The organism is Streptomyces sp. SID3343, from assembly GCF_009865215.1.
GTDB lineage: Bacteria > Actinomycetota > Actinomycetes > Streptomycetales > Streptomycetaceae > Embleya.
In genome coordinates this window covers 36,375-57,724 of the sequence record NZ_WWJX01000770.1, presented here as the reverse complement: position 1 = coordinate 57,724, position 21,350 = coordinate 36,375, and the positions used below count along the sequence as shown (strand labels likewise).

Sequence of the window (21,350 nt, the reverse complement as noted above, 5' to 3'; positions counted from 1 at the left end):
CGACCGGGCCGAAGCCCGCGACCTCGGCCAAGGGCCGCACGGACTGGGACCCGTACACGATCGCGGGCGTCGCGGTCGCGCTGATCGCCGTGCTCGTCGCCGGCTTCGTCGGCTACCTGTACGTCGTCTCCGACGTCCAACAGGCGCGGAACCAAAGCATCCTGGCCGACGAACTCTCCGACTCGCTGTATCGCGACGTCGCACCGCTGGGCGGCACGATCGCCAAGGGCACGCCCGTGGCCCAACTGCGCATCCCCGCCATCGGGTTGCGCCAAGTCGTGGTCGAGGGCACCACCGCCGACTCGCTCGCCAAAGGCCCCGGGCACCTGCGCACCAGCGGCCTGCCCGGACAGGGCGGGCACAGCGTGATCATGGGACGCGCACACACCTTCGGCGGACCGTTCGGCGACATCGGCGACCTGAAGGTGGGTCAGCGCATCGAAACGGTCACCCAACAGGGTGAGTTCACCTACAAGGTGGTCGAGCGCAAACACGTCAAGAACGGCCACGACGACGTGCTCGCGCCCGGCCCCGAGAACCGACTCGTGCTGATCACCGCCGACTCGTGGATCCGCCCCGGCGGACGAACCGTGGTGATCGCCGACCTCCAAGGCGCCCCGCGCCCCCAGGAAGGCCGCCGCCCGCAGGGGCTGCACGCCGACGAGAAGGGCACCGGCGGATACACCGGCTTCGGTATCCGACTCCTCCTGTGGGCACAGGCCCTGGTCCTCGTCGCGGGCGTGCTCGTGTGGGCACTGCGCCGCTACGACGACCGCCGAGTCACGCTCCTGCTCGGCACCCCGATCGTGCTCGCCGTCGTGTGGGCACTGTACGAATCCGCCGCCCTCATACTCCCGGCAACGCTCTGACGCCGGGACGAACCGGCCCGACCTGTCCATCACTGCACACCCCGGAGGCTCCGCACGTGACCAGCCCGGACAGCGGTGCGACGACCCTCGCTCCCGCCGCCGACACGCAGCCGTTAGCGACTCCCATACCGGCGGCACCACCGCACGGGCGTGGTTCCACGCTCGTCGCGGAATCGGTCAGCGCCTGGTTCGGCACCCACAAGGTGCTCGAGCGCGTCGACCTCGTCATGGCCGCCAACTCCGTCACGGCCCTCATCGGCCCGTCGGGCTGTGGCAAGTCGACGTTCCTGCGCATCCTCAACCGCATGCACGAACTCGTCCCCAGCGCCCAACTCGCGGGCCGAGTCCTGCTCGACGGCGAGGACATCTACGACTCGGCACGGCGCCCGATCGAGACCCGACGTCGCGTCGGCATGGTCTTCCAAAAGCCCAACCCGTTCCCGGCGATGTCGATCTACGACAACGTCGTGGCCGGGCTCAAGCTCACCGGCGTGCGAGGCGTCGACAAGGACACGATCGTGCAGCGCTCGCTGACCAGAGCCGGCCTGTGGAACGAGGTCAGGAACCGGCTCCGGCAACCGGGCGGCGCGCTGTCCGGCGGTCAGCAGCAACGTCTGTGCATCGCCCGCTCGCTCGCGGTCGACCCCGACGTGCTGCTCATGGACGAGCCGTGCTCCGCGCTCGACCCGACCTCGACTCGGCGGATCGAGGAGACCATCGGCGAACTGCGCGACGACATCACGATCGTGATCGTCACGCACAACATGCAACAGGCTCAGCGGGTTTCGGACCACTGCGCGTTCTTTCTCGCCGCGGAGAACACCCCGGGACACATCGTCGAGTCCGGCCCCACCACGGAGATCTTCGGAACACCCCGCGACCCTCGGACGGCCGACTATGTCGCCGGTCGTTTCGGATGAGTCGCGGGTCCCTGACGGTACGCCGGAACGCCACGCTCGCTACGACGTCCACCTGGACCCGGAGCAGCACGTGCGTTGGCGGCTCATCGCCCCGAACGGCCGCGTGCTCGCGCGGTCGGCTCGGGGCCATGTCACTGCGGGGGCCTGCCGCATCGAACTCGACCGCCTGCGCCGCAGGGTCGCCGATCTGGTCCCCGTCATCGGGCGGGCGACGGGGGCGCCGGGCTGGTTCTGGAGCGTCGCCCTCGAACCCAGCGCCCCGGTGGCGTTGTCGGCACGCACCTACGAGCGGCTCGAGAGTTGTCAGGTTTCCTACGAGAGATTCGTGCGTTTGTTGACGGTCACCGAACCACACGACTGGTGAGCCGGCAGCCGGCGCGTGACGACGAAGGTGTGCGCACGTGGAGGGTGCGGTCACCGAGTTCGTGACGACGACCGGCCTCCTGGGCGATCGGGGCCTCGCACCGGACTCTCCTGTAGCGGGGGATGGGACGGTGGCAACGGGGCGACCGATCGACCCGGAGGCGGCGAGGGGGATTTCGGGGTCGGGGATGTCGCGCGTGTGATGGATCGACGGTCAAGGCGCCGCGTCGGTACGACGAACGGGGGTGCTCGCGGTCGCGCGCGTCGAGCCGGTCCTGCCGCCTGCGGGTCGTTTCGGTGTCCGTCTCGGGCTTGGTCGGTCTTGGTCGGTCTCGGTCGGTTTTGGTCTCAGTCTTGGTCTCGGTCGTGGTCTCGTTCTCGGTGTCCGCCTCGATGTCGGTCTCCGTCTTCTCCGCGCCTTCGTTCGGTCCCGCTCTTCGTCTGTGTCTTCGCCCTGTCTCCGGAAATAAAGGGATCGTCGGACAAGCTGCGCGCGGCACATAATCGGGCGGTGTTCCTCACGATCGCCACCACCCGTCAGCCCGCGACCGATCTCGGCTTCCTCCTGCACAAACACCCGGAGAAGGCCCAGCGGTTCTCCACCACGTTCGGCGACGCCCACGTCTTCTACCCCGACGCGGACGACGAGCGCTGCACCGCCGCGCTCCTGCTCGACGTCGACCCGATCACGCTCACTCGCGGCGTCAAACGGGGCAAGAGCTCACCCGACCTCGCGCTCGCGCAATACGTCAACGACCGGCCCTACGCGGCATCGTCGTTGCTGGCGGTCGCGCTCGGCACGGTGTTTCGTACCGCGATGCAGGGGCGGTGCGACGCGCGCCCCGAGTTGCCCGGGCAGGCGATGCCGCTGGAGATCGAGGTGCCCGCGCTCTCCGCGCGCGGCGGCGAGGACATGGTTCGGCGACTGTTCGAGCCGCTCGGCTGGCAGGTGAGCGCCGATCCGATCCCGCTCGACCCGCGGTTCCCGAGCTGGGGCGAGTCGCGCTACGTCAAGCTCGCGCTCGCGGGCACGATGCCACTCGCGGACGCGCTGCGGCAGTTGTACGTCCTGCTTCCCGTCCTGGACAACGCGAAGCACTACTGGGTCGCGCCCGACGAGGTGGACAAACTCCTGCGCGCCGGCGAGGGTTGGCTGGCCGGACACCCGGATCGCGACCTGATCGCGTCGCGTTACCTGTCGCGCCGGCACACGCTGACCCGCAGCGCGCTCGAGCGCCTCGCCGAGATCGACGAGACCGCGCCCGAGGAGATCGACAACGCCGTCGCGGACGAGCCGGACACGGACGCGGACGACGCTCTGGGGACCGACGTCGGGGTGGGGGCGGAGCCGCGCGCCGGGGTGGGGGCGGAGGCCGGAGCCGAGGCCCGAGTCGGCGTGGGTGCACCCGAGGCCGGGGCCGAGGCCACGCCGTCGCAGGCTCCGGCGCAGCCGGATGTCGACGCGCCTCGGGTGGTGTCCCTGGCCATGCACCGCCGCGACGCGATCCTCGAGGCCCTGCGCGCGGCCGGGGCCGAGCGCGTGCTCGACCTCGGGTGTGGCGACGGCAAGTTGATCGGGGCCCTGCTCAAGGAGCCCCGCTTCCGCGAGATCGTCGGCGTGGACGTGTCCACACGCGCGCTCACCATCGCCGAACGCAAGCTCAAACTCGCCAGGATGTCCGAACGGCAGCGCGAGCGCGTCCGGCTGATCCAGGGTGCGCTGACCTACACCGACAAGCGGCTCGTGGGCTACGACGCGGCCGTGCTGTGCGAGGTGATCGAACACCTCGACGAACCGCGCCTGCCCGCACTCGAATACGCCGTGTTCGGCTCGGCCCGACCCGCGACGGTCGTGGTCACCACACCCAACGTCGAGTACAACGTCCGCTACGCGCCCGAGGAGCCGGGCGGCGAAGGGCTCGCGGCCGGTGCGATGCGCCACGGCGACCACCGCTTCGAGTGGGACCGCGCCACGTTTCACGCGTGGGCGGAGAACGCGGCGGCCAAGTACGGCTACGCGGCCCGCCTCGAACCGGTCGGCGACGTCGACCCGGAGGTCGGCCCGTCGACCCAGATGGCCGTGTTCAGCCGCAGCGAGAGCACGGTCGCCGGCGCCCGCACCACCGTCGCCGGCGATCACAACGCCATCGCCGGCGACCGCACCGAAGCAGTCGCCGGCGATCACGTTGAACGCTCGCAAACCCCTGCGGCCTCCGCCTCCGCCGCCCCCGAAGTCCCCGACACCGCCACCCCGCACGACGACCGCACCGGAGCAACGGCATGACCCACGAAGCGAGCGACCGACGCGAGCTGACCATGCCCGACCTGTGCCTGGTGGTTCTCGTCGGCACCACCGGCGCCGGCAAGTCCACCTTCGCGCGCACCCACTTCAAGCCCACCCAGGTGCTCTCCTCCGACTACTTCCGCGGCCTCGTCGCGGACGACGAGAACGACCAGTCGGCGTCGCGCGACGCGTTCGAACTGCTGCACCACGTCGCCCGGATGCGACTGGCATCCGGTCGGCTCACCGTCGTCGACGCCACCAACGTGCAGCGCGAGGCCCGCGCGCAACTGGTCGCGCTCGCGCGCGAGGCCGACCTGTTCCCGGTCGCGATCGTCCTCGACGTCCCTCCGCAGGAGTGTCAGGCGCGCAACGCCGACCGCCCCGATCGCATGCACCTGCCCCCGCAGGTGATCCAGCGCCAGCACCGAGACCTGCGCAAGTCGCTGCGCGGCCTGCAGCGTGAGGGCTTTCGCAAGGTCCACGTGCTCAAGGGAGTCGAGGAGATCGCGAAGGTCGACATCGTCCACGAGCGCCGCTACAACGACCTGCGACACCTGACCGGCCCGTTCGACCTGATCGGCGACATTCACGGGTGCCGCGCCGAACTGGAGTCGCTGCTCGTCCGACTCGGCTACGCCCTCGAGCGCAACGACGCGGGAGCGCCGATCGACGCCGTCCACCCGGACGGTCGCACCGCCGTGTTCGTCGGCGACCTCGTCGACCGCGGGCCCGACACCCCCGGCGTACTGCGTCTGGTGATGGGCATGGTCGGCGCCGGCAACGCGCTGTGCGTACCGGGCAACCACGAGAACAAGCTTGTGCGCGCGCTCAAGGGTCGCCAGGTCAAGACCACCCACGGCCTCGCCGAGTCGCTCGAACAACTGGCCGCCGAAAGCGAGGAGTTCCGCAGCGAGGTCGTCGACTTCTGCGAGTCGTTGGTCAGTCACTACCTGCTCGACGAGGGCAAGCTCGTGGTGTGCCACGCCGGCCTGCCGGAGAAGTACCACGGCCGGATGTCCGGCCGCGTGCGCAGCTTCGCGCTGTACGGCGACACCACCGGCGAGACGGACGAGTACGGCCTGCCGGTGCGCTACCCGTGGGCCGACGAGTACCGCGGCAAGGCCACCGTGGTCTACGGGCACACGCCCACGCCGCGCGCCGTGTGGGTGAACAACACCATCTGTCTCGACACCGGAGCGGTGTTCGGCGGCGACCTGACCGCGCTGCGGTGGCCCGAGCGCGAACTGGTCGCGGTCGCGGCCGAGCAGGTCTGGTACGAACCCGTGCGACCGCTCGCGTCGGACGCCCCCGGCGGTCGCGACGGGCGCACGCTCGACCTCGGCGACGTGCTCGACCTGACTCCCGGCGGGGTCGGTCGCCGGCACATCGAGACCGCTGGCACGGGCATGGTGACGGTGCGTCAGGAGAACGCGGCGGCGGCCTTGGAGATCATGAGCCGCTTCGCGATCGATCCGCGCTGGCTCGTCTACCTGCCGCCGACCATGGCGCCGTGTGCGACGAGCGACCTGCCGGGGCTGCTGGAACACCCGGCCGAGGCGTTCGCGCAGTTTCGTGCCGACGGTGTCACCCGAGTGATGTGCGAGGAGAAGCACATGGGCTCGCGGGCGGTCGCGCTGGTGTGTCGGGACGAGGAGGCCGCGCGCAAGGCGTTCGGTGTCGACGAGGGCATGGGCTCGGGGGCGGTGTGGACGCGTACAGGGCGTGGGTTCTTCCACGACCGCGAGGTCACCGACGGTTTCCTCGCCCGGCTGCGCGCCTCGATCGACGCCGCCGGCCTGTGGGACGAGTTGGGCACCGACTGGCTGTTGTTCGACGCCGAGCTGATGCCGTGGTCGGCGAAGGCGCAGGAGTTGCTGCGGCAGCAGTACGCGTCCGTGGGCGCTGCGGCGACCGCAGCGCTGCCGGTCGCGGGCGCCGCTCTCGCCAGGGCCGCCGCACGCGGCATCGACGTCGCGGACCTGGCCGGTCGGATCACCGGGCGTGAGGCGAACGCGCACGCGTTCGTCGACGCGTACGGCCGCTACTGCTGGGATACCGACGGGCTCGACGGGCTGCGCTTCGCGCCCTTCCAGGTGCTCGCCGGGGAAGGCATGTCCTACCTCGACAAGGGCCACGACTGGCACCTCGCCCTCCTCGACCGGTTGGTGGCGGCCGACACCTCGGGGCTGCTCGCGCCGACCGGTCGACTGGTCGTGGATGTCACCGACGACGAGCAGGTCGCGGCGGGCATCGCGTGGTGGGAGGGCCTGACCGCGGTCGGCGGCGAGGGCATGGTGGTCAAGCCGCTCGCAGGCGAGGCCGACCGGGTGACCAACCGCCGAGTGCAACCGGGTGTCAAGTGTCGTGGACCGGAGTACCTGCGGATCATCTACGGCGCGGACTACACCGAACCGGTGAACCTCGACAGGCTGCGCGATCGCGGTCTGGGGCACAAGCGTTCGCTCGCCCTGCGCGAGCACGCGCTCGGCGCGGAAGCACTGACCCGGCTCGCCGCCGGCGAGGCGCTGTGGAGGGTGCACGAGACGGTCTTCGCCGTACTCGCGCTCGAATCGGAGCCGGTGGACCCGCGCCTGTGAGCCGGCGACCGGTGCTCTGGCGACCGGCAGCCGGCGACCGATGAGCCGACGATCGGACGAGTGGGCGGGCGGCCGCCGACCCTTCGGGTCGACCCGCGCACGGTGATCGACCTGTTCGCACGCAGGGGCGGCACTCGCGTGAGCGCGAGTGCCGCCCCTCGCTGGTGCGCGGCGGGTGCCGGTGGGTGATCACCCGCACGGTCGAGGCGCGCCGACAGCACCGATCGCGAGCGTGACGGAGCCTCGACCGACGTATGACGGAGGGTGATTGACCTTGATTTTTCGGGTATGTCGCTTCGGTGTCACTGGGAGATCGAAGCGAGTCCAACGCCCCTGATCAGCCGGAGCGAGTGCCGGAACAGGTCGTGACGTGCGCCGGTGCCCGGCCGCCCGGGCGAGGCGCACCCTCAAGACGCGCGGAACGGTGGGACCCGCACACCGAATCCGACCGGACTCGAACCTCGCCGGAGGGACGATGAGCCACGCGGCGGCCCCGCAAACGCCGGCCCCGCCGCAAGACCCCGCATCCGCATCCGCCGACCACCCCGAGGGCACCCTGGGCCTGTCCCAGGCGACCGCCCTCGTGGTAGGCGGCGTCGTCGGAACCGGCATCTTCCTGCTCCCGGCCACACTCGCCAAGTACGGCACGATCAGCATCCTGGCCTTCGCACTCGTGACGGTCGGCGCGCTCGCCATCGCCGTGATCTTCGGCAAACTGGGCGCCCGCATCCCGGCGGCCGGTGGCCCGTACGCCTACGCCCGCGAAGCGTTCGGCGAGTTCCCCGGCTTCCTGAACGCATGGTCGTTCTGGATCACCGCATGGGCAGGCAACGCGGGTATCGCGGTGGCCTGGGTCGGCTACGTGAACTACTTCCTTCACTGGGACTCCACACCCGGCAGAATCGCCATCGCCCTGGTGGGCCTGTGGGTCCCCGCGCTGATCAACCTCTCCGGTGTCAAGAACATGGGCGCGTTCCAACTCGTGACGACGATCCTGAAGTTCGTACCGCTGATGTTCGTGGCCATCGTGGGGCTCTTCTTCATCGAGAAGGCCAACTTCGGCCCGTTCAACGCGAGCGGTGACAGCTTCCTCGGGGCACTGCAGGTCTCCGCCGCACTCGTGGTGTTCGCCTACTCCGGCATCGAGGGAGCGGCGGTGGCCTCCGAAAAGGTCAAGGATCCCGAGCGCAACGTCGGCAGGGCCTCGATCTACGGGACCCTCGCGTGCGCCGCGGTGTACATGCTCAGCACGATCGCGGTCATGGGCAACGTCGCGCACGGCGAACTCGTGGACTCCTCCGCGCCGTTCTCGGACGCGCTGAACAACATGTTCGGCGGCGGCGTCTGGGGCGGCATCATGGCGGCGATGGCGATCGTCTCGGGCATCGGCGCGCTCAACGGTTGGACCATGCTGTGCGCGGAGATGCCCTACGCCGCGGCCAAGGACGGGATGTTCCCCAAACCGTTCGCGACGGTGAGCAAGGCAGGCGTCCCGGGCTTCGGCATCCTGGTCGCGACCATCCTGACCTCGGTCGTGGTCGCGGTGAACTACGTGTGGTCCGAGGACGCGTTCGAGACGATCCTGCTCCTGGCCACGGTGACCACGGTGGTTCCCTACATGTTCTCCGCGTCGGCCCAGCTGTTCTGGCTCGTCACCCGAGAACGCCCTGTCAGCCGCGCGGCCCTCGCAAAGGACGTCACGATCGCGATCGTCGGCTTCCTGTTCACGCTGTGGATGGTCTACGGCGCGGGCTCCGATGCGGTGCTCAAGAGCCTGATCATGCTGCTGCTCGGCATCCCGGTCTACATCTGGGTGAAGGCCTCGCGCGGCGAGTACGGCCCCGGCGGCAAGGAGGCGACGTACGTCGAGGACGTCACGATCGACATGCGCACGTAGGGGGCACGCCCTGCACCTGCGCCCGCTGCACACCGCGGTCGACCGACGTACCGCCGGCGCATCGACTTGGGTAGTAACACCCGCACGACCCGCCCCACCCGCACGAGTGCACGCAACAACCGCAGTTCACTTCACCAACGGTCAGGAGGAGCATTCCATGGGGTTCCACGTAGATTCGGAGACCGGTCGTCTCAAGCAGGTGATCCTGCATCGCCCGGATCTGGAGATGAAACGCCTGACCCCGACGAACAAGGACGATCTCCTGTTCGACGACGTGCTGTGGGTCAAGCGCGCCCGTGAGGAACACGACGGCTTCGCGGACGCGCTACGCGACCGCGGTATCCGCGTCCACCTGTTCACCGACCTGCTGCGCGAGAGCCTGGGCAGCGAACCGGCGGCGAAGAAGCTGGTCCTGGACCGAGTCTTCGACGAACGCGAGTTCGGCCTGCTCGCCGTGGACGAACTCCGCAGCCTGTTCGAAGGGTTCGACCCGGACGAACTGATCCGCTATCTCGTGGGCGGCATCACCAAGCGCGAGGTCATGGAGTACATCCCGGAGCCGCACAGCGTCGCGTTCCACACGATGGACGTGGACGACTTCGTGCTCAAGCCGCTCCCGAACCACATCTTCACCCGGGACACCTCGGCCTGGGTGTACGACGGCGTCGCGATCAACGCGATGACGATGCCGGCGCGGCGCCGCGAGACGGTGCACTTCGAGGCGATCTACAACTATCACCCCAACTTCGCCAAGGGCGATTTCAACGTCTGGAACCCGGGACAGGGCAGCTTCCCCGCGACGATGGAGGGCGGCGACGTCCTGGTCATCGGCAACGGCGCGGTCCTGGTCGGGATGAGCGAGCGCACCACCCCGATGGGCGTCGAGGCGCTCGCGCGGGCGCTGTTCAAGCAGGGCTCGGCGACCAAGATCGTCGCGCTGAACATGCCGAAGAGGCGCGCGTTCATGCACCTGGACACGGTGATGACGATGCTCGACGGCGAGACGTTCACCAAGTACGCCGGGATGGGCATGCTGCCCTCCTACACGATCGAGCCGGGCGACTCCGAGAACGAGCTCAAGGTCACCGACCACCCCGCGTCCGACATGAACAAGGCGATCGCGCACGCGCTCGGGCTGTCCGACATCCGGGTCCTGGCCGCGACCCAGGACGTACGTTCCGCCGAGCGTGAGCAATGGGACGACGGCTGCAATGTGCTCGCCGTCGAGCCCGGCGTGGTCTTCGCCTACGAGCGCAACGTCACCACCAACACCTATCTGCGCAAGAACGGCATCGAGGTCGTGACCGTACGCGGCAGCGAACTCGGCCGAGGACGCGGCGGACCTCGCTGCATGAGCTGCCCGGTCGAGCGTGAGGCCGTCGGGTGATCCGATGAAAGACCGTCCCATAACCTGATGGTTTGCCGTTCGTACGTTCCTCGATCCGCTGCCTGTCGTTGTGCCGACTCGCCCGAAGAGAAGCCTGGAGCCATGGCCTTCAACCTGCGTCACCGCAACTTCCTCAAGGAACTGGACTTCACTCCCAAGGAGTTCAACCACCTGCTCGACCTGGCCGCGGACCTCAAGGCCGCGAAGTACGCGGGTACCGAGCGAAAGCGCCTCGTCGGCAAGAACGTCGCGTTGATCTTCGAGAAGACCTCCACCCGTACGCGGTGCGCGTTCGAGGTCGCCGCGTACGACCAGGGCGCGGGCGTGACGTACCTCGACCCGGGCGGCTCGCAGATCGGCCACAAGGAGTCGATGAAGGACACGGCGCGCGTGCTCGGCCGGATGTACGACGGCATCCAGTACCGCGGCAGCAGGCAGGAGTACGTCGAGGAGTTGGGCGCGTACGCGGGCGTGCCGGTGTGGAACGGCCTCACCGACGAGTGGCACCCCACGCAGATGCTCGCGGACATGCTGACCATGCGCGAACACTCGGACAAGCCGCTGCACCACGTTGCGTTCGCGTATCTGGGCGACGCCCGCTACAACATGGGCAACTCGCTCCTGATCACCGCCGCGATGCTCGGCATGGACGTACGCATGGTCGCGCCGCGGGAACTGTGGAACGACAGCGCGATCATCGACAAGGCCAAGGAGATCGCCGCCACGACCGGCGCGCGGATCACCCACACCGCCGACGTCGCCGAGGGCGTCAAGGGCGTGGACTTCCTCTACACCGACGTGTGGGTGTCGATGGGCGAGCCCAAGGAGGTCTGGGACACCCGGATCGCGCAGCTCAAGGCGTACCAGGTGAACATGGACGTGGTGAAGGCGACCGGAAACCCCAAGGTCAAGTTCATGCACTGTCTCCCGGCGTTCCACGACCGCAACACCCAGGTCGGTCAGGACATCTACGAGAAGACCGGCATGGAGGCCCTCGAAGTCACCGACGAGGTCTTCGAGGCGGATTTCTCGATCGTCTTCGACGAGGCCGAGAACCGACTGCACACCATCAAGGCGATCATGGTCGCCACTTTGGGGGATTAGGCGACCGGCAACGACGGTTGTCGCTCGCGGCCTGGGTGCCGGACCGATCCGGTACCGGGGTCGCGGGTGTTCTCGATGGTGCGGTTCGGACGGCTTGCGGGCTTGTGGGCTTGTGCGTTTGCGGGCTTGTGTGCCCTGTGGGCTTGGGCGTCTCGTTTTCGTGTGCTGTGTGTGCTCCATGCGCTTGGTCCTCTCGTGCATCGCGTCCGGTGTGTCCTGCGCTTTGGGTAGGTCGCGTTGGTCGTGTACGTGGTGCGGGTCGTGCAAGGGCATGGGCGTCCTGTGCGTCGTGCGGGTTGCGTACGACTTCTTGTCTGTCTTGCCGTGGCGGTCGCGACGGTTGTCTCGGTCGCGATCGCCGCCCGGATCGAAGGGACCCACCATGCGCGTCGTCGTCGCCCTCGGCGGGAACGCAATGCTTCAGCGCGGGGACAAGCCCGACGCCGACACCCAACTCCACAACATCCAAAAAGCCGTCGCGTCGCTGGCCCCGCTCGCACGGGATCACGAACTGGTGGTGACCCACGGCAACGGCCCCCAGGTCGGTGTGCTCGCGCTCCAATCGGCGGCCGACCGGTCGCTCCGCCAGCCGTACCCGTTCGACGTCCTCGGAGCGATGACACAGGGCATGATCGGCTACTGGCTCCTCCAGTCCCTGCAAAACGCGCTGCCGGGCCGTCAGGTGTGCTCGCTGATCAACCAGACGCTCGTGTCCAGCGCCGATCCGGCGTTTCAAAACCCGACCAAGTTCGTCGGCCCGGTCTACGAGGAGGCCGACGCCAAGCGCCTCGCCGAGGAACGCGGGTGGACCGTCAAGCCCGACGGCAAGTGGTGGCGACGCGTGGTTCCCTCGCCCAAGCCCGCGCGCGTGGTCGAGACCCGCCTGATCCGGCAACTGCTTGCTTCCGGCGCGATCGCGGTGTGTGCGGGCGGCGGCGGCGTCCCCGTCGTACGCAACGAACTCGGCCGGCTCACCGGTGTCGAGGCGGTGGTGGACAAGGACCTCACCGCCGCGCTCCTGGCCGAGGCGCTCGACGCGGACGCGTTGCTGCTGCTCACCGATGTGCCCCGGGTGGTCCGCGGATTCGGAGAGCCCGACGCGCAGGAGATCACCAACGCGACCCCGACACAACTGCGTGCGGAGGACTTCCCGGCCGGGTCGATGGGACCCAAGGTCGACGCGACCTGCCGCTTCGTCGAGATGACCGGTGACATGGCCGCGATCGGTGCGCTCGATCAGGCCGGCGAGATCCTCAAGGGCAACGCGGGCACGATCGTCACGCCGAGTGGGAAGTACCCGGAGACCAATTTGCTGTGACGGCGCGGCGGAAGCGGGACGGGGCGGCCCGGCCCGGCCCGTATGAATGGGGTCGTTCGTCGAAGGGTGTGGACGGGCGGGGCGCGGAGGGTGCCTCGGCGAGTTCGCGGGGGGTATGCGAATCCGCCGATGTGGGTTCGTGGACGATCTTTTCGGGCGCGGATCGGTAAAGGGTCTGGTCCGATCGGCCCGAGTCCTGTGACCATGGCGGGCATGGCCGTCTCCGTGATGCCTGCTGCCGACACACTCGCTCGAACGCTGCTCGCCGCCCGAGGCGCCGAGTGGGGGGACTGGTCCGCCGGGGCTGTGCGGGAGACCGCCGGCCGGCTGGGCTGGCAGGTTCGGCTCGACGAGGACGGCGCGATGTCGATCGATCCTGGCGTGCCGGGCCTGGCGTGCCGGGCCGAACCGGCCGAACAGGCCGCCGGCGCGCCGAGCGTGCGGTTCACCGCGCCGCTCCCGATCCGCGCCGATCCCACGCCGACCGGTGGGCCGGGGGCCGCGACGGCGCAACAGTTCGGATACGTGGCCGGTCAAGCTGGCGCCTGGGGAACGGTGCCCTACGTCCGGGACCGGGGGCGGGAGTTGGACGCCGCGCACACCCGGCTCGGCGCCGCGCTGACCGCGACGCTCGGGCCCGCGCCTTGGCGCGGCGGGCCGAACGCGTGGCTGCGCTGGCGGTCGCGCGGGATCACCTTGCGGCTCTTGCGCGACGACGCGCACGAGGCGCTCGTGATGGAACTGTTTCCCACCCGCGTGGGCGAGGCCTTCGAGCGCCGCGCGTTCGAGACCGCCGGTTCGCTCGCGGAACTGCCCTATATCTGGTGCGTCAGCCGTCCCGACATGAGCCTGGCCGAACTGTTCCTGCCGTTCGGCCCGGAACCGCGCGACTGGGTCGACTTCCACGCGGCGTTGCCACGCGTACTGTCCTCGCTCGTCGTGGACATGCCGCTGGTCGGCTGGGTCGAACCGGTCCTGCTCGTGCTCGGCGACGTGCTCGAACCCGCGCACACGGCCGAGGTCCGGGTCGGCCAGGACCGCCTCGAACTGGGCAACGTGCCCGGGAACGGTCGCCAGGTGTGGCTGCGGCCCGGCGCCGAGCACGCAGCCACGGCGGCCGAGTCGATCCTGGAGGCGTTCGCGTTCTGGGGCATCGACCGCGCCCGCCGGCTGCGCACCCGGGCGTGGACCTCGGGTGGCTACGTCGACCTGCCCGGTATCGGCGTACGCCCCGAGGGCACCCACCCCGACGACGCGTGACGGTGGGCCGGGCGACGCCGCCGGCGGTCGCGGGCGCGGTCGCGCCGGTGAACACCGTGCGCAGGGCCGGCGCCGGCGCCGGTACGAAGTCCCTCACGGTGTCGCCGACGCGGGCGCGGGCCAGGTGTCGGGCACGAGCGACGCGAAGTCAGTCCTTGCTGCCCGCCGTCCACTGCAGGCCCCAGTTGTAGGCCTGGTCCACCTTTGCCTGGTTGCCCTTGATGTAGCGCACCTCGCGTTGGATGGTCAGATCGCCACCCTGATTTTGCACGAGCGCGATCGCACACGAACGCGCCCCGCCGCCGGTCTCGTCGAGCCGGATCTCCAGTTCGGGACCGGTCGCCGGCGTCAACGTCACGACTGCCTGCGCGTCGTCGAACGTCACGCCCTTGTAGATGAACGCGAAGATCAACAGGCGCTTGAAGCTGGCCTTGTGGTCGAGGTTGATGTAGAGGTTCTCGCCGGTGCTGACCGCGCCCGTGCGGTCGTCGCCGTCGAGGAACACGTACGGCGGCGAGTCCTTGGAGCCGAACATGTTGCCGAGGGCCTGCACGATGCCCTTGCGGCCGTCGCTCAGCTCCCACAGGCAGCACAGGTCGAGGTCGGTCGGGCCCATCAGCCGCTTGAGCATGCCTCGGCCCGGGGCGGCCTGTACCCAATTGAGGTTGACCCGCATCCGGCTGCCGGTGATGCCCTCTTTGGCGAGCGAGACCATCGGGGACGCCTTGGTGAGCGTGACCTTGCTCAAACGCACCGGCGGGCGCGCGGGTGCGGGGGCGCTCGCCGGCGCAGGCGCCGCGGGAGCCTGCGGGGCGGGGCGCGGCGCCCGTTCGGGCTTGCGCGTATTCAGGCGGGGAGCGGGCGCGGTCGCAGGCGCAGGTGTGGGAGCGATATGTGGTCGCGGGGGCGCCGGCGGGACCGCCTGCGACCGCGGGGCCGGGGCCGGCGTGCTCACCGAGATGCCGAAGTCGGTCGCGAGTCCTTCGAGACCCGTCGAGTAGCCCTGGCCGATCGCGCGGAACTTCCACGCACCGCCGCGCCGGTACAGCTCACCCGCGAGCATCGCCGTCTCGACCGTCGCGTTCTCGATGTCGAACCTGACCAGATCGACCTCGGCCGTCGGATCGCTCACCAACAGGTGCAGGCCGCTGATGCCGGCGAACGTGCCACTGTGCGCCGAGGCCGCGAGCACGACGCGGTCCACGCTCGGCGGCAATGCGCCCAGATCTATGTCCAACGCGTCGCGTGAGAAGGAACCCTCCTCCTTGCCGGCATGTCGCACCGCGCCCGAAGGATGGGTCGGTTGGTTGTAGAACACGAAGTCCTCGTCGCCGGCCACTCGACCCGACGTGCCCAGCAACAGCGCCGAAGCGTCCAGGCCCGGACTACCCGGCCCCGGGCGCCAAACGAAGACCGCACGCACTTTCGTCGCGGTCACCGGCGTGTTCTGTCCCTTACCCAGCTGCTGCACCATGCGCACGATCGTCACACGAGTGTGCTGATCGGTTCATCCTTTGCCGCGAAAAATTAGGGTGCCCACTCGTACGGGTCAGCCCAAAGAGGGAGAGTGCGCCCGAAGGATGGGCTAGGGTTGTTCGCCTTGCCCGGGGTGTTGCGAGCCGGGGCCGGCGTTCGACACGCATCAGGCCCGGCGCAACGAAACCAAGAGTGAGCATCCCCCACGCCTCCTGCCGAGGCCCCCTCGGCATGCCCGGCGCAGCCCGTCCCGGGAAAGGGATTTTTCACCATGCCGTTCGCTTTCGCACGCCTGTTCAGGGCCGATCGCACCGCCGATCCTGCGATGGATCCACCCATTGATGCGCCGGCCGGCTCCTCCACCGCCCGCGGCCCTGCGGACCGGCCCAGACCCGGCCCGCATGATCGCGCGCGTTGCTTCGGCGCGTTGGTCGGTGCGGGCTTTCGCCGCTGGGCCACCTATCGACAAGCAGCCCTCGCCGGGCTGTTCACCAACACCGTCTTCGGTGTGATGATCTACTCGCTCATGCTTGCCGTCGCCGCGGACGGTCGCCGTCCGGGAGGCTACGAAGCCGCACAGCTCGCGACATACGTGTGGGTGGGCCAAGGCATCATGAGCGTCGTCCACGTCTGGAACTGGAACGAACTCGCCGATCGCATCCGCAGCGGCGACGTGACCGCCGACCTGCTGCGTCCCATCGACCCGTTCGAGGCGTTCCTCGCCGCCGACTTGGGCCGTGCCCTCTACAGCGTGCTGGCCCGGATGCTGGTTCCGGTGCTCGTCGGCGCCCTCGTCTTCTCGATGTATCTGCCACAACGTCCCCATACATGGCCGCTGTTCGCGCTCTCGCTGGCCCTGGGCACCGTGATCAGTTTCACGCTGCGCTATCTCGTCAACCTCGGTTCGTTCTGGCTCCTCGACGTACGCGGACTCAACGCGGTGTGGGTACTCGCGGCGAGCGTCTTCGCCGGCACCTTCTTTCCGCTGCGCTTCCTGCCCGAATGGGCGCAGGTGTTGTTGTGGTTCGGCACGCCGTTCCCCGGGCTTTACCAGATCCCCCTCGACGTCCTGGTCGAACGCGCCGACCCCGCCCTCCAATGGGGCAGCGTCGCCCTCCAGCTCGCGTGGGTGGCCGTGCTGATACCGCTCGCGCGTCGGGTACAACGGGCCGCGACCCACCGGTTGGTGATCCAGGGTGGTTGAGGCGTACGCCCGGCTCGTCCGGGCCCAGATCCGCAGCCAGACCCAATACCGCGCGTCGTTTTGCGTGGACCTGGTGATGGCCGCGTTCACCACATTGATCGAGGCCGCGGTGGTCCTGGTCCTGTTCCGCGTCACGCCCACGATCGGCGGATTCGACCTACGCGAAGTGCTGCTGATGTCCGCGCTCGCGTCATGTTCGTTTGATCTCGCCGACCTTCTCGTGGGCAACATCGAACGGCTCTCACGCTATGTTCGCACCGGTCTGTTGGACACCATCCTGGTTCGTCCGCTGGGAGCACTGCCGCAACTTCTGTGTACGGACTTCTCGTTGCGGCGGATCGGGCGCGTCGCGCAATCGGCGCTGCTGCTGGTGGTCGTGCTCTGGTACGTCGACATCGAGTGGACGCCAGGGCGCGCGCTGCTGCTCGTGGTCACTCCGATTGCCGGTTGCGCGCTGTTCGCGGCGACGTTCGTGTTGGGCGCGAGCGTCGCGTTCTGGTTCGTCGAGTCGGGCGAAATCGCGAACGCGTTCACCTACGGCGGCAAAGAGTTCGCGCGTTACCCGGCCACGATCTACCCGGTCGCACTGCGCCGGGTGTTCGGGTACGGACTGGGCCTCGCGCTCGTCGGCTATCACCCCGCGCTGGTCCTGACCGGACGCGCGGATCCGCTCGGCGGGCCGTCCTGGCTCGCGTGGCTCGTTCCGATCGCCGCACTGGGCGCGTGGGCACTCGCGTTGTTCGTGTGGCGTACGGGCATTCGGCACTACAGGAGTACGGGATCGTGACTGTGCAGGTGACCGGAGCAGACAACGGGGCCGGTGTCGAGGCCGAGGGCGAGACCACAACCACGACCACGACCAAGGGCGCAACCAGGGGCAGGGGCGCAGGCGAGGCCGAGGTGATGATCGAAGTGCGGGACCTGCGCAAGGAGTTCACCGTCAAACGCAAGGTCGGCCGAATCCGGCGCGAGAGCCACACGGTCGCGGCCGTGGACGGGGTCGAGCTGAGCATTACGCGTGGCGAGACGGTGGGCTACATCGGCCCGAACGGCGCCGGCAAGTCCACGACGCTCAAGATGATGACCGGCATCCTGTCGCCGAGTTCGGGATACGTGCGGGTGTGCGGCCTTGAACCCGTCCCGCGCCGACGACGGCTCGCCCGCCGGATCGGCGTGGTCTTCGGGCAGCGGTCGCAACTGTGGTGGGACCTGCCGCTGCGCGAGTCGTTCCGGCTGCTCGGGTACGTCTACTCGGTGCCCGCAGCCGACCACGAGGCCCGACTGAGGCAGTGTCGCGCGATGCTCGAACTCGACGAGTTCATGGACACGCCGGTGCGCCAACTCTCGCTCGGGCAAAGGATGCGCGGCGAGATCACCGCCGCGCTCCTGCACGCGCCCGACGTGCTCTTTCTGGACGAGCCGACGATCGGCCTCGACGTGGTCAGCAAGCAGTCGCTGCGGGCGTTTCTCGGGGAGATTCGCGATCGCGGCGACGTGACGACCGTGCTCACGACGCACGACCTCGCCGATATCGAGCACCTGTGCCGGCGGCTGATCGTGATCGACCACGGGCACGTCGTGCACGACGGGACCTTGGAGGCACTGCACACACGCTACGGCTCGCGCCGGCGGGTCGTGGTGGATCTGGAGGAGCCGAGGGCGGTGGACGCGGACGCGGCCATGCCCGGCGTCACGGTCGAGAGCGTCGAGGCGGAAGGGCGACGGGTGACCTTCGCGCTGGAGGGCGTGCCGGCGGGTGAACTGATCGCACGCATCGCGCACGGAGGTGGGCTGCGGGACGTGTCCGTGCTCGAACCGACGATCGAGGAAGTGGTGGCACGGCTGTACCGGGGGTGAGCGGGGGTGATCGCGAGCGGTGCGCCGACACGGCGGGGCGCGGCGCCGGCGGGCGAGCGGCAGTGGGTGGTGAGGGGCTTGGGGCCGCCGGCGTGAGCGCTTGCGGGTGGGGCGGTCGCGGCCGAGTCGGTGTCGGGGACGGCCGTTGATCGCCGCAGGCTCAGGACGTCTCGAGCGATGCGGGCGCGTTCGGTGGTGGGCGCGGGGGCCGGGGCGGACGGCAGCGGGTCGAGGCAGCCGATTCGAGGGAGCACCCGCAGCGGCGCGCCGGGGAAACGGAGGAGAGTCGAGGTGGGGGTGCCTCCGGGTGGGCGGGGAGGGCCGGCGAGACCGGGCGGGCGAGTGCGGTCCCGCCGCTCTCGCCGGTCGCGTCCGCTCTCGTCGGGCTTTGGGATCGCGGTCCGAGGCGGGCTGGTCGCACCGCGGGGCACATGCCTCCCGGAGCCGGTGCTGCGGCCATGGCCGGGGTCACGGCGGGGTTCCGGGAGGCCCGGGAGGGTCGGCGCGCCGACTGCGACTGCGCGCGTGGAGTGGGCTTTGCCTGCGGGCGCCCGGTGCCCGGTGCGCGTGCGGGCGGCCCTGCCGGCGCCGGAGGGCGCCGGCAGGCGCAGGCAGCCAAATCTGCGTGAGGCTGGGCTGCTGAAGGCGTCGCCCGCGACCCGGTGTGCGCTTGCCCTGTGTGCCCCACACGCGCGCAACCGGGCGCGTCCGTCCGCGAAGGTCTGTCCTGTTTCGACGACCGGCACGTGTGTCTGCGACGAGGCCGATGCTTTCGTGCGAGCCGGCCGCACACCTGCGGGCGTTCGAGAGGAAGCCCGGAACAACCACAGCCCGACGTTCTCCGCAGGCATCCCCGCGTCCGCCCCAGGGGTGCGCCCGCGACCGCCCTGAGTACGTGCGGCATTGGGGTGATGCCCAAGGGATGGTCGGCGCGCCCCGCAGCGCCGGGACCGCCAGACCGCACGATGTCGTATGGCAGATAAGCGGATGAAAAGGACGACTCAGTGAGCGGATCGAGCCGAGATGCCGCCGCTGCGCCCGGTGTGGACCCGGTAGTCGCCGGTGTCGGCTTCGCGGCCGTCCTCGGTGTCGTGCTGTGGGGCGTACTCGCGAAGGGGTCCCTCGAGAGCGCGTCCTCGCACGGTCTCGCCTGGACGATCCGCAACTTCGGTTGGCTGTTCGTGGTCGCCGCCGACATCTTTCTGGTACTCGCAGTGTTCATCGCGGTGTCCAAGTACGGCCGTATCCGACTCGGCAAGGACGACGACGAACCGGAGTTCGGTACCGGCGCGTGGGTCGCGATGATGTTCAGCGCCGGGATGGGCATCGGCCTGATGTTTTACGCGGTGGCCGAACCCATCCAGCACTTCGCGACCCCGCCACCGGCCTCGGGCGCGGTCGCGGGGACTCCCAAGGCCGCCGGGGCCGCCATCGAGTGGACGTTGTTCCACTGGACGCTGCACCCGTGGGCGATCTACGCGATCGCCGGCCTCGCGCTGGCGTACGCGACGTTTCGTCGTGGTCGTGGCAACCGGGTCAGCGCTGCGTTCGTACCGCTGCTCGGGCGCCACGCTGACGGTGCGGCCGGCCAAGCGATCGACCTGCTGGCGATCTTCGCCACCGTGTTCGGCTCGGCCACGAGCCTGGGCCTGGGCGCGCTTCAGGTGGGCAAGGGTCTCGACCTGACCACCGACATCAAGGACACGTCGACGTTGCACGTGGTCGTCATCGTGGCGCTCACGGCGGCGTTCGTGGTGTCCGCGTTCAGCGGGATCCATCGCGGCGTGAAGTGGCTCAGTACCGCCAACGTGATGCTCGCGCTCGTACTCATGCTGTTTGTGTTCGTGGTTGGGCCGACCGTGTACATCCTGGGGGTGCTGCCCGCGTCGGTCGGCAGTTACCTCAACGACCTGCTCACCCTCGCCACTCGAACCGGGACGTTCGGCGGTGATGCCTGGATGGGCGAGTGGACGATCTTCTACTGGGCGTGGTGGCTGTCCTGGGCACCTTTCGTGGGGACGTTCATCGCTCGCATCTCTCGTGGTCGCACGGTGCGCAATTTCGTGATCGGCGTACTGCTCGTGCCCAGCGGGGCGAGCACGATCTGGTTCGCGGTGATGGGCGGAACCGCGCTGCGGTTTCAGCAGACCGGGGCGGCCGATCTGGTGTCCAAGGTCGCGGAGGGGCCTGAGTCGGGCTTGTTCGCGATGCTCGACGCGCTCCCGCTGTACGCCATCACCGCGATCGTGGCGATGGTCCTGGTGGCGCTGTACTTCGTGACCGGCGCCGACTCGGCATCGCTTGTGCTCGGTTCGCTGACCAGCCGCGGGTCGCTCAAGCCCGCTCGGTGGCTGGTGGTGGGGTGGGGCGTGCTGATCGGGGCGGTGGCCGCGGTACTGCTGGTCGCGGGTGGCCTCACGTCGTTGCAACAGGCGACGATTTTGGTCGCGTTGCCGTTCGTGCTCGTGATGCTCGCGCTGTGCGTCGCACTCGTCAAGGATCTGAGCAGTGACCCGATGGTGGCACCGGGGCCACGTCGGATTCGGCCACGCGGACTGTCCGACGTGGTGCGGACGACGGTGGGCGACGAGGAGGACGAGATCGACGTGGAGGCGTTTCACCGCCACCACGGAGGGATCTGATCGAGCCGGCGCGGAGAAGGGGGCGCGAGATCGGGCCGGGCCCGACCGATCGATCTCCGACCGCGGGCGCACGGTCGAACAGAATCGGATTCGAGAGCGCGCATTCGAGGGCGCAGAGCCGGGTGGCGCGGAGCCAGGCGCCGTGAGTCTGATTGGATCCGTTCGGATTCGT

General features: G+C 69.3%; 15 protein-coding genes. 14 read left to right on the top strand and 1 reads right to left on the bottom strand.

Annotated features, from left to right (window positions below; translation table 11 throughout):
* The 10 genes from GT354_RS23600 to GT354_RS23555 form a co-directional block, all read left to right on the top strand.
* A partial coding sequence (locus GT354_RS23600; RefSeq protein ID WP_161358368.1) for a class D sortase occupies positions 1-869 on the top strand: 869 nt, incomplete at its 5' end.
* 203 nt (positions 870-1,072) lie between these two features.
* On the top strand, positions 1,073-1,789 hold the full coding sequence (locus GT354_RS23595; protein WP_346012143.1) for a phosphate ABC transporter ATP-binding protein: 717 nt from the start codon (positions 1,073-1,075) through the stop codon (positions 1,787-1,789).
* 70 nt (positions 1,790-1,859) lie between these two features.
* Positions 1,860-2,153, top strand: coding sequence for a hypothetical protein (locus GT354_RS23590; protein WP_161358367.1), 294 nt, complete (start codon positions 1,860-1,862; stop codon positions 2,151-2,153).
* A 510-nt stretch (positions 2,154-2,663) separates the two neighbouring features.
* Complete coding sequence (locus tag GT354_RS23585) at positions 2,664-4,436, top strand: 3' terminal RNA ribose 2'-O-methyltransferase Hen1 (protein WP_161358366.1); 1,773 nt, start codon at positions 2,664-2,666, stop codon at positions 4,434-4,436.
* On the top strand, positions 4,433-7,033 hold the full coding sequence (locus tag GT354_RS23580; protein WP_161358365.1) for a polynucleotide kinase-phosphatase: 2,601 nt from the start codon (positions 4,433-4,435) through the stop codon (positions 7,031-7,033). The genes GT354_RS23585 and GT354_RS23580 overlap by 4 nt, the downstream gene beginning before the upstream one ends.
* 475 nt (positions 7,034-7,508) lie before the next feature.
* Positions 7,509-8,930: an amino acid permease gene (locus GT354_RS23575; RefSeq protein WP_161358364.1), complete on the top strand. Its 1,422-nt coding sequence runs from the start codon at positions 7,509-7,511 to the stop codon at positions 8,928-8,930.
* Between the two features lie 157 nt (positions 8,931-9,087).
* A complete protein-coding gene (locus tag GT354_RS23570) occupies positions 9,088-10,317 on the top strand; it encodes an arginine deiminase (RefSeq protein ID WP_161358363.1) in 1,230 nt (409 codons plus the stop codon).
* A gap of 102 nt (positions 10,318-10,419) precedes the next feature.
* Positions 10,420-11,421: an ornithine carbamoyltransferase gene (gene argF / locus GT354_RS23565; RefSeq protein ID WP_161358362.1), complete on the top strand. Its 1,002-nt coding sequence runs from the start codon at positions 10,420-10,422 to the stop codon at positions 11,419-11,421.
* A gap of 382 nt (positions 11,422-11,803) precedes the next feature.
* Complete coding sequence (arcC, locus tag GT354_RS23560; protein ID WP_161358361.1) at positions 11,804-12,739, top strand: carbamate kinase; 936 nt, start codon at positions 11,804-11,806, stop codon at positions 12,737-12,739.
* A gap of 213 nt (positions 12,740-12,952) precedes the next feature.
* Positions 12,953-13,999, top strand: a complete 1,047-nt coding sequence (locus tag GT354_RS23555; protein ID WP_161358360.1) for a hypothetical protein — start codon at positions 12,953-12,955, stop codon at positions 13,997-13,999.
* 148 nt (positions 14,000-14,147) lie between these two features.
* Here the strand turns inward: GT354_RS23555 and GT354_RS23550 are convergent, their stop codons facing one another.
* On the bottom strand, positions 14,148-15,473 hold the full coding sequence (locus GT354_RS23550; protein WP_161358359.1) for a TerD family protein: 1,326 nt from the start codon (positions 15,471-15,473) through the stop codon (positions 14,148-14,150).
* Positions 15,474-15,800: 327 nt separating this feature from the next.
* Between GT354_RS23550 and GT354_RS23545 the strand changes: the two genes are divergently transcribed.
* From GT354_RS23545 to GT354_RS23530, 4 genes are all read left to right on the top strand, one after another.
* Positions 15,801-16,679 (top strand): ABC-2 family transporter protein, encoded by an 879-nt coding sequence (locus GT354_RS23545; RefSeq protein ID WP_161358358.1) that lies wholly within the window; start codon positions 15,801-15,803, stop codon positions 16,677-16,679.
* Complete coding sequence (locus GT354_RS23540) at positions 16,672-17,466, top strand: ABC-2 family transporter protein (RefSeq protein WP_161358357.1); 795 nt, start codon at positions 16,672-16,674, stop codon at positions 17,464-17,466. The genes GT354_RS23545 and GT354_RS23540 overlap by 8 nt, the downstream gene beginning before the upstream one ends.
* Positions 17,463-18,536: an ATP-binding cassette domain-containing protein gene (locus tag GT354_RS23535; protein WP_346012141.1), complete on the top strand. Its 1,074-nt coding sequence runs from the start codon at positions 17,463-17,465 to the stop codon at positions 18,534-18,536. Before GT354_RS23540 ends, GT354_RS23535 begins: the two co-directional genes overlap by 4 nt.
* A gap of 1,043 nt (positions 18,537-19,579) precedes the next feature.
* The gene (locus GT354_RS23530) at positions 19,580-21,178 is read left to right on the top strand and encodes a BCCT family transporter (protein WP_346012142.1); all 1,599 of its coding nucleotides are present in this window, start codon (positions 19,580-19,582) and stop codon (positions 21,176-21,178) included.
* The last annotated feature ends 172 nt before the right edge of the window (positions 21,179-21,350 follow it).